This window comes from Streptomyces sp. UNOB3_S3 (assembly GCF_020740895.1).
Taxonomy (GTDB): Bacteria; Actinomycetota; Actinomycetes; order Streptomycetales; family Streptomycetaceae; genus Streptomyces.
Map to the genome: position 1 here is coordinate 1 of NZ_JAILXP010000160.1, position 15,702 is coordinate 15,702.

Here is a 15,702-nt window from a genome sequence, read left to right on the forward strand (position 1 = left end):
AGCAACCGGTGCACGATCAGCCCCCAGGGCGCCCACAACAGCCCCAGCAGTGCCGCCAGCACCAGGATGAACACATGCAAGCTGGGCAGCAGCCAGTGATGCACAGCCAGCAGAAACCCGGCCCCGCCCAGCCACCCCTCCACCGCGGCCCGTCGCGGCGTGGGCGCCGCCCGGATGAGCAGCATCCACGGCACGAGCGCCACCCAGGCCAGCCACCACAGGGAGGGGGCGGGGAAGGCGAGAGCGGGCAGGGCACCGGCGAGGACCGCCAGCCCGGCCCGCCACCATGGCGAGGCGAGAAACCGTCCCAGCCGCTCCGTTGACGACAGCATCGTCATCACGTGCCTCCCTCAAGCGTGCTGATCATCAGTGTGGGACATGCCCGGTCGCTTGCCTGGGGCACCACGCATGCGCAGATCCTGTCCGCGTCGGGAATCCTGTTTACCAATGAGGCCAGATGTCTGGGTGACTTCGCCAGTGGTCTTGATCTGGACGCACGGCGCCGGCTCCGCCGGTGTCAAGGAGGTATTCGGTCGCGTCCTGACCGAGATCGGGACATCCTCGTGGCCTGTGTTCCACGCATGAGAGCAAAGTGCCCCACAGAGGGGTAAGCGTATTTGCAGATAATGCGAGGCATCATGCGAATCTCCGCGTCTCCCCGAAGGGTCTTCACTCCATGGGCGGCTTCCTCTCGGCAGGCATGACTCATCGCGCGCGGATGTCAGCTCAAACAGGCGGCGAGAAGCACTGCCAGGGGCAGACGGTGTCGGTGAACGGCGCTCCAGCGGCCAATACTTCGCCTCACCTGTCGGAGCAGCCAGCCCTGTTCTCTGCTCTTTCACTCCGCCTATCGGACACCTGAGGTGCCTGGAGAGTATGGGCTGCACTTTCCGTACTCATGGTGGGGGTCTCATGAGCACCAGATCGCCCGGGCTTCTCGGTCGTGCGGCTCTTGAATCCCGCCTGGCGGCAGGCATATTCCTCCTGGATGAAACGCTCGGGCCCAAGAGGGACGGATCCCCGGGCCGCTGCGTGATCCCTGACCGGGTGTAGTGGTCTGCCGAGAAACCGCATCCTATCTCTCTCCCGCAGTCGGTGTGCGGTCTTCGTGCCTCCTGCCGTTGCGGTGAGTCGGAGCTGCCAGAAGTCCACGAGTGCCAGGAATCGGAAGGAGGCCAGATGCTTCCCGGCCGGCACCTCCTCAAATACGGTGGGTGCCGGGAATCGTGATAATCGGTAGCCGAAATCAGGATGGAAGCCCGGTAGGAGGGGCCCCGTGACACGACAGACCATCGAGCTCCCGCAACTGCGGATGCCGTATCCCGCGCACGTGAATTCCCACTTCCCGGCTCTACGCGAGGAGAATGAGACGTGGGCCCGTCGCATGGGCATGCTCGACTGTGGTGCGTTGTCCGCCTGCGGCGCCATCTGGGATACGTCCCAGTTTCATGCCATGGCCGTTGACCGGCTGACGGCGTGGACCGTGCCCGACGCCTCGCTCGCCGATCTCCGGCTCGTTCACAGGCTCATGCTCTGGACGCTGGCCTGGGACGACCACTTTGCTTTCAAGTTCAAACGAACGGGCGACCTGCCGGGGGCGCGGGCCTTTACTGCCCGCCTTCATTTCTTCCTGTCGCCGGTTCCTGGTGCGGAGGTGCCCGATCCGGTCAATTCCGTAGAAAAGGGGCTGGTCGACCTCCAGTACGACCTGCTCCGCTCCACACCGGCGCATATGCGGCAGGAGCTGAACCGAGCCCTGCGGAGGTATGTCGACGCGGGTGTGCAGGAGCTGGTCAACAACCTCGCGGGTCGTGTCCCCGATCTCATTGAGTATGCCCTGTTCCGGCGCGAAAGCTTCGCGGCCTACACCGCCCCGTGTTTTGTCGAGCTCTCCACCGGAGCGGCGATCCCTGAGAGCATCAGGCGCACTCGGACCGTCTCCGCCCTGTTCGACGCTTTTATGGACCACATGGGACTCGCGAACGACATAGTCTCCTATCAGCGGGAAGTCGACGACGAACACGACGTCAACAACCTCGTGGTTGTCCTCAAAGCCTCCCTGGGTGTCTCGGTGCAGGAGGCGTTGTACGCCGCGGCTGATCTGGTCGATGCCAGGCTCCGCTATTTCGAGCACCTCGCGCAGACCGAACTGCCCCCGGTCGTCCGGCAAGCCGGGCTGAACCCGGGCGAGCGCGCCGACCTGGAGGCATGGCTGAAGGGAGCCCTCGGTTTCCTGGCAGGGCTCTACGCTTGGTACACCAGTGCACGCCGCTACGCCCCGGAAGGCGGTCCGCTCGCAGAGCGGCACCCGACCGCCGAGGTTGTCCCGGTCGGCTGACAGGTCGGGCGCTTGGGCGGATACGGCGCTTGGCCGGCCACCAGATGCCCCCCGTACGGATCCGGTGTACAGGGAGGCATCTGGAAGGTGTTCCGGTGTCGCGATCAAGCTCAGCGACGGCTGCGCAGCCACCGCCACTTCGTGATCGACCGCCACCACGAGGAACGCGCCGGCGTCGACTCCTCAGGAGTCCCTGTCGGAGCGGTCGCTCGGTTCCCCAGGGCATCCGGCTGGGCGGACGGAGTCTCGTAGTCGGCGAGATCCGGGAGCTGCGGCTGATGCGGCGTGAACTTCACCGGCAGCTCGGTCAGGCGGCGACTCATCATGGCCGAGAGATAGGTGAGTTCGGACTCCTCGCAGGCGAGTGTGAGGTCGGGAAGTCGCCACAGCAGGGCGTCGATACCCGTGCCCGCGATGGCTCGTCCCACGTCCTGGCCGGGGCATTCGTGTGCTCCGCCACTGAAGGCGAGGTGGGCGCGGTTGCCGTGGATGGGCGCGTCGAGGTCGGGCCGGACCACCTTGTCCATGTTCGCGGCGGCCAGCCCCATGACCAGCGCGTCGCCCGACTTGATGTGCTGCCCCCCGAGCTCCGTGTCCTGCGTCGCCCAGCGGCCCAGGATGGTGATGAACGGCGGTTCGTCCCAGAGTACTTGCTCTACGGCATCGGGCAGCGTCATATGCCCGCCCGCCAGGGAGGCCCGGAAGCGGATGTCGGTGAGCACCATCTTCAGGGTGTTCGCGATGACATTCACAGTGGATTCGTAGGCGGCGATCATGACGAGCCGCAGATGCTGCTGTACCTCGTCGTCCGAGAGACCGGAGGGATGGTCCAGCAGCCAGGAGGTGAAGTCGGCGCCGGGCTGGGAGCGCTTCCGTGCGACAAGCTTGCGCAGCGTGTCCTGAAGAAACTCATTGCTCGCGACCGCGGTCTCGGTGCCCCTGAGCATGTCGAGGGCGGCCTTGGCCAGCTGGGGGCTGTACTCCTCGGGCATGCCGAGCAGCTGGGTCATGGCCATCATCGGGAGGTGCTCCGCGAACTGGCTCACGAGATCGGCGCGGCCTTCGGCGCAGAACCGGTCGACCAGCTGATTGACGCACTGCGTCACATGGCGGCGGATACCCCTCTTGTCGAAACGCGCGATGCTGTCGTTCACGGCACCACGCCATCGCTCGTGCTGCTCGCCGTCGGCGAAGACGCAGATCGGCTGCCAGGCGGTGACGGGCGCCAACGGGTGATCGGGAGGGACCCTTCCCTCGCGGAACTCGCGCCAGTGCCGGGAATCCCGCGAGAACCGGGAGGGCGTACGTGCCACGTCCAGATTCTCCCGGTACCCCAGCACCAGCCACGCCGGCAGATCTCCGGAGAGCAGCACCGGCGCCACCGGACCGTGTTTGGCGCGCAGCCGCTCGTACAGCCCGTACGGGTCCGACTCGGCCTCCGGGCCGTAGAGGCGGGAGGCGCCCGCGTGGGACGCGCCGATGTGTGCCGGGCATCCCGGCGGTGGTGCCATGAGGGAGTCGGTGCGGGCGTGTTCGGGGGGGTTGGTCACTGGGGCTCCGTGGAGACGGTCGTGAGGGTGTAGAGATAGCGCATCAGCGCCATCAGGATGTCGCGGCAGGACGCGCGGTCGCGGGCGTCGCAGTCGATCATGGGGACGGAGTCGTCCAGGTCCATCGCGGCCCGGAGTTCCGACACGGGGTATCTGGGGGCGCCGGGGAAGGCGTTGACGCCGACGACGAAGGGGACGCCGCGCTCCTCCAGGCGGCCGATCACGTCATAGCTGACCTCCATCCGGCGGGTGTCGAGGAGCACGACCGCGCCGAGGGCGCCCTCGAAGAGGCCGTTCCAGAGGAACCAGAACCGCTCCTGGCCGGGCGTGCCGAACAGGTACAGCACCAACTGGTCGTTGATGCTGATGCGGCCGAAGTCCATGGCCACCGTGGTCTCGGTCTTCTGCTCGATGCCGGCGAGGTCGTCCACGCCGACACCGGCCTGGGTCATCGTCTCCTCGGTGGTCAGCGGCCGGATCTCGCTGACCGAGCCCACCAGGGTCGTCTTGCCGACCCCGAAGCCTCCGACGATGACGACCTTGACGGCCGCGGTGGCCGTGGCGGGAAGGATGTCCTCGCTGCGCGGCCCGGCGTAGCTCTCAGAGCTTCTGTAGTCCATGCATCACCGCCTCAAGGATTCGGACGTCGGGCAGCGCGGCCGCGGGCACCGGCGGTCGGGCCTCGACCTTTCCGCCGGCGAGCAGTTCGGTGAGGAGTGGGGTCAGGGTGCTCACCGGCAGCTCCAGATAGGCGGATATCTCCGCGACCGAGAGGGGGAAGTCGCACATCCGCACGACGGCGGCGTGCTCGGGCTGGAGGCCGGGGTCGGGCTCCGCGCGGGAGACGATCAGGGTGACCAGATCGAGGTGCGTCGTGGGTCTGGCCCGGGTCTCCGCCGTACTGAGGATGTACAGCCGGTCCGGATTGCCGGGTGGCTCCGCACCGGGCTCGTCACCGGGTCGGGATCCGTTCACGTGGCCGCCCCGCCGACCCGGGGCGGGCTGGTGAGATGGGAGCCGATGCGGGCCACCAGGTCCCGCATCTTCATGCCCATCAGCCCGGCGTCCACGTCGTCGTCGGCCAGTACGGCCAGATACGCCCCGGCCCCGGCGGCCATGAGGTAGAAGAAGCCGCCGTCGACCTCGATCACGACCAGGCGCATCTCCCCGTCCCCGTGCGGGAACTCCTGGGCGATGGCCGCTGAGAGGCTCTGCAGTCCCGCGCAGGCGGCGGCGAGACGGTCGGCGACCTCCGGTTCCGTGTCGTACTGGGCCATCCGCAGGCCGTCCGAGGACAGCACGATCACGTGGCGGGTCTTGGGGACGCTGGTGGCCAGGTCCTTGAGCATCCAGTCCATGTTGAACCGCGGCTGCTGCGTCACTTGGCTACTCTTCCTTGTCTGACGGGTTGTCGGTGATGGGCCGCCCGTTCTGCTCGTGCAGCTCGCCGTTGATGCCGCTGGTGAACGCGGCCAGCCACAGTCCGGGCTGCGGCGGCTCCTCGGGCGCGGACGGGGCGGGCTTGCGCCGCTCCGCCGCGTTCCGGGCCCGCTCGGCGGCCGCGCCCCGGCCGAAGGGGAGCGGGGCCGGCCCGCGCCGCCGGCGGCGCTGGGGCAGACCGCTGTCGCCCATCGGTGGTGGCACGGGACTGTCCATCATCGGCGTCGAGGACGGCTGGGCGGGGATGGAGCCGGGGCGCCGCTTCTTCTTGGCGGGCGGAAGCTTGGGGGCGCGGGCGATGTCGCCACCGGGGAACCTGCTCGCGGTGATCAGGTTCGGCGGGATGACCAGCACCGCGCGGACGCCGCCGTAGGCCGAGGGCCGCAGCGACACGATGAAGTCATAGGTGTTGGCCAGCCGGCTGACCACCGCCAGCCCCAGCCGCGGGGACTCGCCGAGGTCGTCCAGGTCCAGGCCGCCCTCCTTGGAGAGCACCCGGTCGGTGCGGCGGCGGGCCTCGTCGGTGAGGCCGACCCCGGCGTCCTCGATCTCGACCGCGATCCCGGACTGGATGTCGACGGCGGTCAGATGGACCCGGGTCTGCGGCGGCGAGTACCGGGTGGCGTTGTCCAGCAGCTCGGCCAGGGCGTGGATGACCGGCTCGACGGCGGGACCCACCACGGCCACGTCCGCCACGGAGTGGAGGTCGACGCGACGGTACTCGAGGATGCGCGACATCGCGCCGCGCAGCACGTTGTAGAGCGGGATCTCGGAACGCCACTGACGGCCGGGGCGCGAGCCGCCCAGGACCGCGATGCTGTCCGCGAGACGGCCGGTCAGGGCATTGCCGTGGTCGAGGTGCAGCAGGTCGCCGAAGACATCGGGGTTGTTGCCGTGCTTGTGCTCCATCTCCCGGATGTCGTACGCCTGCTGGTGCACGATCGCCTGCATCCGGCGGGCGATGTTGACGAACGCGCGGTGGGCCGCGTCACGCAGCGCCTCCTCCTGCTGCACCGCCTCGATGACGGACCGCACCACGGCCCGGTGCGCGGCGGAGAAGCCGGGCTCCAGCTCATGGGCCGGGACGGTGACCCGCACGACCTGGTCGGTGGGGGCGCCGCGGCGCATCAGCTTGAGCGCTTCGGGGAGGACGTCCCGGGCGAAACGCCAGGTCTCGGCGTCGTGCTGGTCCAGCCGGCGCTGGAGGAGCGCCTCCCGCTCGGCCAGGCGCCGGCGCAGCCCCCCGATCACCCTGCCGCGCCGCGCCGCCTCCGCGGAGGCCAGCCCCACCGCGACGGTGGCCGCCGCTCCGCACCAGATCACGGGCGCGCGCGCCGCCGGGGCCACGGACAGGACCGCCGTGACCGCGCACACGGCCAGCACCAGTGGGGAGATCAGCCATATGAGCGCGGAGGCGGGCCGCCTGGGAGCCGACGAGCCTGTACCAACCATCGAGATCCTCGGAACTCTTGAGACAAGGGAGTGGGTGCCGGAGCGCGGCATTTTCCTCGCTTCTCCACGGGAAAGGCGGCGGCAGCACAGCACTTGACCGCGACGGGCCGTACACACGGCGGCCCGCTGCGCGACATGGAGCGTAGCCGGTCGTCGGACGATCCCGGCGCGAACTTGTCATATTCGCGGAATGAGCTGACGAGCGAATTCGAAAGGCTTCATAATGGCCCACGCCCTAGCGGGCGAATGCATTTCCGAATGGCAGGGGGCGCGTTCGGCCCGGAGTGAAGGTCACGCTCACGGGTGGTCCGTCCACCGAACCCTGCCCCTTGGCCGGTGGACGGGGCTAGGCTCGCTCCACCACATCCTCCGGGGAGACACCGTCATGTCGGGGCAACAGCGTGAACGCGTCCTATCTGCCGCCCTGTTCGAGCGAGAGCGCGAGCTATCCGTCGTCGAGCGGGCGGTGTACGGCCTCTGCGGCCGTGAGATCCAGAAGGAGAGCACTGAGAACGAAGAGGCCCTCGAGGCCGGTGAGGTCCGTGAGTCCGGGGAGCCCGGAGGGGCCGAGGGACTGAAGGAAGGTGGCCTGCTCCTCGTCAGCGGTGAAGCCGGCCTGGGTAAAACGGCGTTGCTCACCCATGTGCGCCACGTCGCCGGGGAGCGCGACGACTGCACCGTGCTCTTCGGGCGCGGCAGCAAGTCCGCCGAGAGAGTCCCCTTCACGGTCGTCCGGCAGCTCCTCCAGCCCGAGCTCGCCGCGATGACGCAGGAGGCCCGGCGGGAGCTGCTCGGCGACTGGCACGACATCGCCGGCCCGGCGCTCGGCATCACCCCGCCCGTCGGCCCGCTGGCCGACCCCCAGGGCGTCCGCGACGGACTCGACTGGGTGATCACCCAACTCGCCCTCAACCGGAAGCCCTTGGTCGTCATCGTCGACGACGCCCACTGGGCCGATCCCGAGTCCCTGACGTGGCTCACCTCCTTCGCCGTACGGCTGCGGGAGATGCCGCTCCTCGTCGTGCTGGCTTACCGGCCCCTGGAACTGCCCGACCACACCCCGGGCTTCAAGGACCTGGTCGCCGGGCGGGTGGCCCGCCCCGTCGAGCTGCGCGCCCTGACCCCCGAGGCGGTGGCCGGGCTGGTGCGCGACGCCCTCGGCCCCGGGGCGGACGATCCGTTCTGCCGGGAGGTCTGGGCGGTCACCGGCGGAAATCCCTATGAGGCCGTCGAGCTGATAGCCAAGGCACGGGACCGCGACATGGATCCGGTCGAGGAGTCCGCCGCGCTGCTGCGCGACCTCGGTGCGGCGGCCCGGGGCCCGGGCCTGGTCGCCCGGCTCGAGCAGCTGGGCTCCGCCGTGACCCGGTTCGCCTACGCGGCGGCCGTCCTCGGCACGGAGATCGAGCTGAGGCTCGCCGCCAACCTGGCGGGGATGGGCCCCGCCGAGGCCGAGCAGCGCGCCGACCAGCTTCGGGAGGCCCGGATCCTCGTCGGCGCCGAGACGCTGGAGTTCGTCCACCCGCTCATCGCCACCGCCGTCTACCGGGCGATCCCGACGGGCACCCGCACCGCCATGCACGGGCAGGCCGCCTGGCTCTCCGCCGACGCGGGCAAGGGGGTCGCCGTCTCGGCCCGGCATCTGCTGGAGGTGCACCCCGACGCCGACGCGGAGGTGGTCGGCCAGCTGCGCGCGGCGGCCAGGGAACACCTCGCCGTGGGCGCTCCCGACGCGGCCCGCCGCTGTCTGGAGCGGGCGCTGCTGGAGCCCCCGCCGGAGGAGGAGCGGGCCATGCTGCTCTACGAGCTGGGCTGCGCCGCGCTGCTGACCTCGCCCAGGACCACGATCAACCACCTCCGCGCCGCCCTGGACCTGCCGGATCTCAGCGAAGATCTGCGCATCGACGCCACCTTCCGGCTCGCCCAGGCCTACGCGCACAACAATCAGCTCAACGAGGCCGCCAAGGTGGTCGCCGACCAGGCGAGGCGTGCTCCGGCTGGCTCGGGCAAGTTGCGCCTGCAGGTGGCCTACTTCATGTGGAAGGGCATCCAGGTCGAGGAAGAGGACACGATCGGCCGCTCCCAGCGCGTCGCCGAGCTGGCCCGTGATCTGCAGGGACGGGACAACGCCGAGCGCACCCTGCTCGTGCTGCGTGCCTTCGACGGGCTTCTCCGCAGCGAGAACTCCCTGGAGGTCGCCGAGTTCATCGACCGGGTCCTGGAGGACGGCAAGCTCCCGGACGGCCTGGGCTGGACCAACCCGGAGTGGGGCTTCGAGATCCCCAGCCAGATCGGGATCGTCTGCTCCTACATCGACAGGCTCGACGAGGCCGGGGAACTCTTCGACCAGGCCGTGCGCGCCTTCGAGATCGCCGGCTGGAGCGGTGCCCACCTCGCCTTCGCCCATGACTTCCGGGGGCTGGTCTTCCGGCGTCGCGGCGATCTGGCGGAGGCCGAGCGGGCCCTGCGCAAGGGGCTGGGCCTGGCCCACCGGCTGGGCCCCGGGCTGCCCATCCAGTGGGACGGCACATGCCTGCTGATCGACACCCTCCTCGCCCGGGGCAAGGTCGACGAGGCCCAGGAGGTCGCGGAGGCCAACTCCTTCCTCCCGCCGTACTCGCCGGCGATCGCCCTTCCTGACGCCGCCTGCCTGGCGGGCAGGTTGCTGCTCGCCAGGGGCAAGACGAAGGAGGCCATCGCGGAACTGGAGGCCGCCGGACGCAGGCTGGAGGAGCGCGGTCGGAGCAACACCCTCTGGGCGCCTTGGGCGCTCGACCTCGCCGTCGCCATCAAGGACGAGGAGCCGGAGCGCGCCCGGAGCCTGGTCGGCCAGGCGCTCCAGCACGCCATGCGGTTCGGCACCGACACGGCCATCGGCGAGGCGCTGCGCATGGCGGCGAAGCTGGACGCGCCGCGGGAGCGGCCGGCCAGGTTGAGCAAGGCCGTCGCCCATCTGCGGATGTCGCCCTGCCGCTATGAGCTCGCGGCGGCCCTGGTCGACCATGGAGTCGCGCTGCGCGAGTGCGGCGACAAGGCCGAGGCGGTGGAGCGGCTGCGGGAAGGCCTGGAGCTCTCGGAGCGCTGTGGCGCGGACGGACTGGTCCGTACCGCCCGGGCGGGGCTCGTTGAGCTGGGCGCCGAGGAGGAGGCCGATCCCGCGGACTGAGTTCCCGTGTTGACGCCGTGGGTTGACGTCGGTACGTGATGGCGCGAAGAGGGGCTGTCGGCTGCTGTGCGAAACGCTCAGGAGACGCGGCGGCCCGTCTTCTTTGAGGCGGTCTTTTTCGCCGTCTTCGCGGTGGTGCTCCGGGCCGTGGTCTTTTTGGCCGCGGCCTTTTTGCTCGCACCTTTGCTCGATTCCGTGGTCTTTTTCGCGCGCCCGGACGACGTGGACGACGAGGTGGATTTCGCCGCTGCCTTCGGGGCGGCGCTTTTCCCGCCCGCCGAATCGATGGACGCCTGCAGGGCCGCCATCAGGTCGATGACATTGTCGGGCGCGGGCGTGGTCTTCCCCCGGGGCGCCGGCCGGTGATCCAGATGGGCGTGGATGAGCTCGCCGAGGGCGATCTCGTACTCGTCCTCCAGCGCGTCGAGGTCGAAGTCCTCCGACAGCGTGTCCATCAGGCTCGTGGCCATCTTGAGCTCCTGCGGCCGCACGGTGACCGAGGAGGGCGGGGCGAGGCCCTGGCTGTCGCGGATCTCGTCCGGCCAGTACATGGTGTGGAGGACCAGCAGCTCCTCATGGACCCTCAGCAGGGCCAGCGACTCCCGGGTCCGTAGCGCGATCTTGGTGACGGCGACCCGTTCGGTCCGCTTCAGCGTCTCCCGCAGCAGCACATAGGGCTTGTCGGCGGCCGTGCTCTCGGGGGCGAGGTAGTAGGCGCCGGAGAGCCGCAGGGGGTCGATGCGGTCGGCGTCGACGAAGGCCAGGACGTCGATGAGCTTCTTGCTCGGCAGGGGCAGACCCGCCAGCTCGTTCTTGGTGACGACGGCCGTGTTGCCCTCGTCGTCCTCGTAGCCCCTGGCGACGTGCTCGTAGTCGATCTCCTTGCCGCACGCGTCGCAGACCCGCTTGAGGTGGATGCGGCCGCCGTCCTCGTCATGGACCTGGTGGAGCTTGAGCCCGTGCTCCTGGACGGCGGCGTAGAGCCGTACGGGAACGGAGACCAGGCCGAAGCCGATGGCGCCCTTCCACATGGTCCGCATAGATCCGTCCCTCCGCGGGGAATTCCTACCTTATGCCCGCCTCGTCGGACCGGCAGGTGGTGGAGGTCGAGGGTCACCGGCTGGCCCTCTCCCATCTGGACCGGGTGCTCTTCCCCGGGTCGGGGCACACCAAGGCGCAGGTGCTGCGGTACTACGCGCGGATCGCCCCGGCGCTGCTGCCGCACGTCCGCGGCCGTCCCGCCTCGTTCGTCCGGGCGCCCGAGGGCCCGGCGGGGCAGAGCTGGGTCGCCAAGAACCCGCCGGGCGGCTCCCCCCACTGGGTGCCCCGGGTGCCGGTGGAGCACCGTGAGGGGGTCACCGAGCAGATCGTGCTGGACTCCACGGCCGCGCTGGTCGCCCTGGTGAACCTGGGCGCGTACGAGGTGCACGTGCCCCAGTGGACGGCCGGGGCGGGCCCGGACGGGCACGACCGCCTCGTCCTGGACCTGGACCCCGGCCCCGGCACCGACCTCGTCGTCTGCTGCCGCGTGGCCCAGCGGCTGCGCCAGCTCCTCGACGCCGACGGGCTCACCGCGTACCCGGTGGTCTCCGGGTCCAAGGGGCTGCACCTCTACGCGCCCATCCGGCCCGCCTCGGGCAGGGCCGCCTCCCGGTACGCCAAGGAGCTGGCCGGGCGCATGATGAGCGAGCACCCCGGGCTGGTGGTGGTCTCCATGGCGCGCGCCGAGCGCCGGGGCAAGGTCCTCATCGACTGGTCGCAGAACGCGAGCGCGAAGACGACGGTGGCGCCGTACTCGGTGCGGCTGACCCCGGACCGTCCGGGTGTCGCCGCGCCGGTCGGCTGGGACGAGGTCGCGGCCTGCACGGACCCGGCCGGGCTGGCCTTCGGCCCGGAGGACGTCCTCGACCGCGTGGCCGGTCATGGCGATCCGCTGGCGGGGTTGCGCGCGGGGCGCGGGCGGGCCCCGCTGCCGTGACCGGCCTCCCGGACCGGCGCCTCCCGGCCCGTTCGCCCGGGCCGTCCTCCCGACCCGCCCAGCTGACCGACCCGGCCGGGCGGACGGTCACGCCAGATCCGTCAGGTCCGGTCGCAGCCGGTGCCACGTGGGGTGGCGGAGGCGGCCGGCCGCCGTCCAGCCGCTGAAGACGACCTCGGCGACCAGCCGGGGCTCGGCCCAGTGCGCGTCCGGCACGTCGACCGGGCCGGCGAACGGGGACTCGGGGCGCTGGACCACCGTCAGATAGCGGGCCAGGTCGGCGCGTTCCCGCTCGGCGAGCCCGGAGCCCACGGAGCCGATGTAGCGCAGGCCGTCGGGCTCGCGCAGCCCGGCCAGGACCGCCCCGGGCAGGCCGGTCAGCCGGCCCTGGCCCTCCGTCCAGCCGCCGATCAGCACATCGATCGTGATCAGGTGCTTCGTCTTGCGCCAGTCGGGTGACCGGACGCCCGACGCGTACCGCGAGGTCAGCCGTTTCGCGATCACGCCCTCGAAGCCGCTGCTCAGCGTGGCGTCCCAGGCCCGTTTCCCCTGGCCCTCGAGGTACGCGGGGACCGACCAGTTCGGGCCGCCGATGCCCAGCCCCGAGAGCACGGCCCGGCGCTCGCGGTAGCCGAGGTCGGTGAGGAGGACGCCGTCGAGGTACATGATGTCGAAGAGCATCAGATGCACCGGGTACTCCATCGCCAGGTGCGCCGCGCGGCGCGGGTTGGCGACGCCCATCCGGCGCTGGAGCAGCCCGAAGTCGGGGCGGCCCTCCGCGTCCAGGACCACGATCTCGCCGTCGAGCACCACGGGCCGGCCGTGGAGCTGTTCGCCGAGCGCCTGGAGTTCGGGGTAGGTGCGGGTCGCGTCGTTGCCCGTGCGGGTGATCAGGCGCAGGGTGCCGTCGCCGGGCGCGTCGGCGACGCAGCGCACACCGTCCCATTTGACCTCGAAGGCCCAGTGGGCGTCCTCGCCCTCGGCGGGCAGCGGCCCGGGCGTGGCCAGCATCGGCTGGATCGCGGGGTGCTCGGGCGGCGGGGTGCTCACTTCGAACCGGCCCAGTCCAGCAGGCGGTCCGCCGGCCAGGTGGTGATGACCCGGTCGGCGGGCACGCCGCACTCCTCGGCGCGGGCGCAGCCGTAGATCTGCCAGTCGAGCTGGCCGGGCGCGTGGGCGTCGCTGTCGATGGCGAACAGTACGCCCGCGTCCAGGGCCCGGCGCAGCAGCCGGCGCGGCGGGTCCAGCCGCTCGGGACGGCAGTTGATCTCCACGGCGGTGCCGAAGCGGGCGCAGGCGGCGAAGACCATGGCCGCGTCGAACTGCGACTCCGGCCGCGACCGTCCGCCGTCCAGCCGTCCGGTGCAGTGCCCCAGGACGTCCACGAGGGGGCTGGCGACGGCGGCCACCAGCCGCCGGGTCATGCCCGGTGCGTCCATCCGCAGCTTGGAGTGGACGGAGGCGACCACCACGTCCAGCCGGGCCAGCAGTTCCTCCTCCTGGTCGAGCGCGCCGTCGGCGAGGATGTCGCACTCGATGCCCGTCAGCAGCCGGAAGCCGTCGCCCAGCAGCGCGTTCACCTCGGCGACCACGTCGAGCTGCCGTCGCAGCCGCTCCGGGGACAGTCCGCGGGCGATGGTGAGCCGGGGGGAGTGGTCGGTGAGCACGGCCCACTCGTGGCCGAGCGCGCGGGCGGCGCGGGCCATCTCCTCGATGCCGCTGCCGCCGTCCGACCAGTCGGAGTGGAGATGGCAGTCGCCGCGCAGGGCCTTCCGCAGGGCCAGCCCGCCCTCGGCGAGCGGGCCGCCCGTGTCCTCCTCCAGCCGCGCCAGATAGCCGGGCACCCGGCCCGTGAGGGACTCGGCGACCACGCCCGCGGTGCTGGGGCCGATGCCGCCCAGGGCCGTCAGGGAGCCGTCGGCCGCGCGCCGCCGCAGCTCCTCGCCGGGGAGCTCGCGGATCACGGCGGCGGCCGTCCGGAACGCCTTCACGCGGTACGTCGGCGCCTGCGAGCGCTCCAGCAGGAACGCGACGCGCTCCAGCGCCTCCACGGGCTCCATGGCACCACCTCCACACCACCACCGTGCGGTACGGGGGAGCGGCGCGCATGTGTTCCGGGCGCGCGCGGTATGGGCAGACCATCCACTGTCCCCACCGTGACGGAGAAGGAGCGGGCATGAGCGATGCGCACAGCGACGGCGGCGCCGTTCCCGGGCGCCGGGCCGTGGTGCTGGGTGGCGGGATGGCGGGGATGCTGGCCGCCTCGGTGCTGGCGGACCACGCCGACGAGGTGGTGGTCGTCGAACGGGACCGGCTGCCGTCCGGGGCCCTGCCCCGCAAGGGGCTGCCCCAGGCCCGGCACGCGCATCTGATGCTCGCGGGCGGGGCGCGGGCGGTGGAGTCGCTGCTGCCCGGGATCACCGGACGGTGGCTGGCGGCGGGCGCCCGGCGGGTGGCGCTGCCGACGGCGCTGGTGTCGCTGTCGTCGCAGGGCTGGATCCCCCGTACGCCGGAGGCGCAGTTCCTGATCTCGTGCAGCCGGGACCTGCTGGACGCGGTGGTACGGGAGCGGGTGCTGGACCATCCGCGGATCACGCTCCGGGACGGCGTCGAGGTCCAGGGGCTCCTGGGCGACGCCCGGCGGGTGACGGGCGTGCGGATCGGCGCGGTGGGCGCGCGCGAGGCGCGGCCGCTCCCGGCCGCGCTGGTCGTCGACGCGACCGGGCGGGGGTCGCAGGCCGCGCGGTGGCTGGTGGAGCTGGGGCTCCCCGCCGTCCGGGAGGAGACCGTCGACTCGGGCCTGGTCTACGCGACGCGCCTCTTCCGGGCGCCCCCGGGCGCGGAGGACTTCCCCGTCGTGAGCGTCGCCCCCCGCCCGGATTCGGTTCTGCCCGGCCAGGGGGTGACGATGCACCCGGTGGAGGGCGGGCGCTGGCTGGTGACCGTGTCCGGGACGCGGGGAGGGGAACCCTCGCGGGAGGCGGGGGAGTTCGAGCCGTTCGCGCGCCGGCTGCGGCATCCGCTGGTGGCCGATCTGATCGCCCGCGCGGAGCCGCTGACCGAGGTGCGGCTCAACCGCTCCACGGTCAACCGCCGCCGCTACTTCGAACGGATGGCGTCCTGGCCGGGCGGTCTCGTCGTCACGGGGGACGCGGTGGCGGCGTACAACCCCGTCTACGGGCACGGGATGTCGGTCGCCGCGCACGGCGCGGTCGCGCTGCGCGAGGTCCTGGACGGGCAGGTGCTGGGCGATCCCCGGACGGCCCGGCGGGCGCAGCGCGCGGTGGCCCGTACGGTGGACGGGCCCTGGGCGATGGCGGTGGGCGAGGACATCCACTACCCGGGCGCGATCGGGGAGCGGCCGCCGGCCGCGGCGCGGCTGCTGCGGGGCTATGTCCAGCGGATGATGCTCACCGCGACCGTGGACCCGGCCCTGACCCGGGCCATGGTGGACGTGATGACCCTGTCGGCGCCCATGACGGCGCTGTTCACGCCCGGTGTGCTCGCCCGGGTGGCCCGCGGTCCCCGGCGGCTGCCGCCACCGGAGCCGCCGATCACGGCGGCCGAGCGCGCGCGGGCGGGCCTGGCGCCGGTCTGAGACCCGGCCCGGCGCAGTTCCCCGCGCCCCTTCGGGGCGCGGCCTCACGGCCGGGCCAGCCGGGCCGGCGGCAGATACTCGCGCACCAGCGTCCGGTGCCACCAGCAGCCCGTCTCGCGGAGCTCGCGCCAGGTCGTGAAGCGGTAGAGGTAGAGGCGGGCACGGACGTGGGTGGGGGGC

The 15,702-nt window shown here is 71.5% G+C and carries 13 protein-coding genes and 1 pseudogene; 4 read left to right on the forward strand and 10 right to left on the reverse strand.

Annotated elements, in window-relative coordinates; genetic code table 11:
• A pseudogene (locus tag K6I33_RS18640) lies at positions 1-338 on the reverse strand (apolipoprotein N-acyltransferase); the annotation flags it as partial.
• 938 nt (positions 339-1,276) lie between these two features.
• Between K6I33_RS18640 and K6I33_RS18645 the strand changes: the two are divergent.
• Complete coding sequence (locus K6I33_RS18645; protein WP_229353802.1) at positions 1,277-2,338, forward strand: hypothetical protein; 1,062 nt, start codon at positions 1,277-1,279, stop codon at positions 2,336-2,338.
• Positions 2,339-2,448: 110 nt separating this feature from the next.
• On the opposite strand, the gene K6I33_RS18650 is transcribed toward K6I33_RS18645, so the two are convergent.
• The 5 genes from K6I33_RS18650 to K6I33_RS18670 are packed head-to-tail and all read right to left on the reverse strand — an operon-like array spanning position 2,449 to position 6,780.
• A complete protein-coding gene (locus K6I33_RS18650) occupies positions 2,449-3,888 on the reverse strand; it encodes a cytochrome P450 (RefSeq protein WP_374285090.1) in 1,440 nt (479 codons plus the stop codon).
• The gene (locus K6I33_RS18655; protein ID WP_229353804.1) at positions 3,885-4,508 is read right to left on the reverse strand and encodes an ATP/GTP-binding protein; all 624 of its coding nucleotides are present in this window, start codon (positions 4,506-4,508) and stop codon (positions 3,885-3,887) included. The genes K6I33_RS18650 and K6I33_RS18655 overlap by 4 nt, the downstream gene beginning before the upstream one ends.
• Positions 4,489-4,863, reverse strand: coding sequence for a DUF742 domain-containing protein (locus K6I33_RS18660; RefSeq protein WP_229353805.1), 375 nt, complete (start codon positions 4,861-4,863; stop codon positions 4,489-4,491). The genes K6I33_RS18655 and K6I33_RS18660 overlap by 20 nt, the downstream gene beginning before the upstream one ends.
• Complete coding sequence (locus K6I33_RS18665) at positions 4,860-5,246, reverse strand: roadblock/LC7 domain-containing protein (RefSeq protein ID WP_229353828.1); 387 nt, start codon at positions 5,244-5,246, stop codon at positions 4,860-4,862. Before K6I33_RS18665 ends, K6I33_RS18660 begins: the two co-directional genes overlap by 4 nt.
• A gap of 28 nt (positions 5,247-5,274) precedes the next feature.
• A complete protein-coding gene (locus K6I33_RS18670) occupies positions 5,275-6,780 on the reverse strand; it encodes an ATP-binding protein (RefSeq protein ID WP_229353806.1) in 1,506 nt (501 codons plus the stop codon).
• A gap of 385 nt (positions 6,781-7,165) precedes the next feature.
• Here K6I33_RS18670 and K6I33_RS18675 point away from each other — a divergent pair, with 385 nt between their 5' ends.
• On the forward strand, positions 7,166-9,946 hold the full coding sequence (locus tag K6I33_RS18675) for an AAA family ATPase (RefSeq protein ID WP_229353807.1): 2,781 nt from the start codon (positions 7,166-7,168) through the stop codon (positions 9,944-9,946).
• 77 nt (positions 9,947-10,023) lie between these two features.
• Here K6I33_RS18675 and K6I33_RS18680 read toward each other — a convergent pair whose 3' ends face one another.
• Entirely contained in the window at positions 10,024-10,986 is a 963-nt protein-coding gene (locus tag K6I33_RS18680; RefSeq protein ID WP_229353812.1) for a Ku protein, read from the reverse strand.
• Between the two features lie 32 nt (positions 10,987-11,018).
• Here K6I33_RS18680 and ligD (K6I33_RS18685) point away from each other — a divergent pair, with 32 nt between their 5' ends.
• Positions 11,019-11,924 carry a non-homologous end-joining DNA ligase gene (gene ligD / locus K6I33_RS18685; RefSeq protein ID WP_229353815.1) on the forward strand — a complete coding sequence of 302 codons (906 nt, stop codon included), beginning with the start codon at positions 11,019-11,021 and terminating at the stop codon, positions 11,922-11,924.
• Between the two features lie 87 nt (positions 11,925-12,011).
• On the opposite strand, the gene ligD (K6I33_RS18690) is transcribed toward ligD (K6I33_RS18685), so the two are convergent.
• Both ligD (K6I33_RS18690) and K6I33_RS18695 read right to left on the reverse strand, forming a co-directional pair.
• A complete protein-coding gene (gene ligD, locus K6I33_RS18690) occupies positions 12,012-12,935 on the reverse strand; it encodes a non-homologous end-joining DNA ligase (protein WP_229353831.1) in 924 nt (307 codons plus the stop codon).
• Between the two features lie 35 nt (positions 12,936-12,970).
• A complete protein-coding gene (locus K6I33_RS18695) occupies positions 12,971-13,984 on the reverse strand; it encodes a PHP domain-containing protein (RefSeq protein ID WP_229353817.1) in 1,014 nt (337 codons plus the stop codon).
• A gap of 116 nt (positions 13,985-14,100) precedes the next feature.
• Between K6I33_RS18695 and K6I33_RS18700 the strand changes: the two genes are divergently transcribed.
• Positions 14,101-15,522 (forward strand): NAD(P)/FAD-dependent oxidoreductase, encoded by a 1,422-nt coding sequence (locus tag K6I33_RS18700; RefSeq protein WP_229353822.1) that lies wholly within the window; start codon positions 14,101-14,103, stop codon positions 15,520-15,522.
• Between the two features lie 44 nt (positions 15,523-15,566).
• Here the strand turns inward: K6I33_RS18700 and K6I33_RS18705 are convergent.
• The coding region (locus tag K6I33_RS18705) for a lipase maturation factor family protein (RefSeq protein WP_229353833.1) at positions 15,567-15,702 on the reverse strand (136 nt) is incomplete at its 5' end.

Excerpts from the sequence above, each read along its gene's own strand:
- K6I33_RS18665 (WP_229353828.1), bottom strand. The coding sequence starts at position 5,246 with ATGGACTGGATGCTCAAGGACCTGGCCACCAGCGTCCCCAAGACCCGC.
- K6I33_RS18700 (WP_229353822.1), top strand. The coding sequence starts at position 14,101 with ATGAGCGATGCGCACAGCGACGGCGGCGCCGTTCCCGGGCGCCGGGCC.
- ligD (WP_229353815.1), top strand. The coding sequence starts at position 11,019 with ATGCCCGCCTCGTCGGACCGGCAGGTGGTGGAGGTCGAGGGTCACCGG.
- K6I33_RS18670 (WP_229353806.1), bottom strand. The coding sequence starts at position 6,780 with ATGGTTGGTACAGGCTCGTCGGCTCCCAGGCGGCCCGCCTCCGCGCTC.
- K6I33_RS18680 (WP_229353812.1), bottom strand. The coding sequence starts at position 10,986 with ATGCGGACCATGTGGAAGGGCGCCATCGGCTTCGGCCTGGTCTCCGTT.
- K6I33_RS18695 (WP_229353817.1), bottom strand. The coding sequence starts at position 13,984 with ATGGAGCCCGTGGAGGCGCTGGAGCGCGTCGCGTTCCTGCTGGAGCGC.
- ligD (WP_229353831.1), bottom strand. The coding sequence starts at position 12,935 with ATGCTGGCCACGCCCGGGCCGCTGCCCGCCGAGGGCGAGGACGCCCAC.
- K6I33_RS18655 (WP_229353804.1), bottom strand. The coding sequence starts at position 4,508 with ATGGACTACAGAAGCTCTGAGAGCTACGCCGGGCCGCGCAGCGAGGAC.
- K6I33_RS18675 (WP_229353807.1), top strand. The coding sequence starts at position 7,166 with ATGTCGGGGCAACAGCGTGAACGCGTCCTATCTGCCGCCCTGTTCGAG.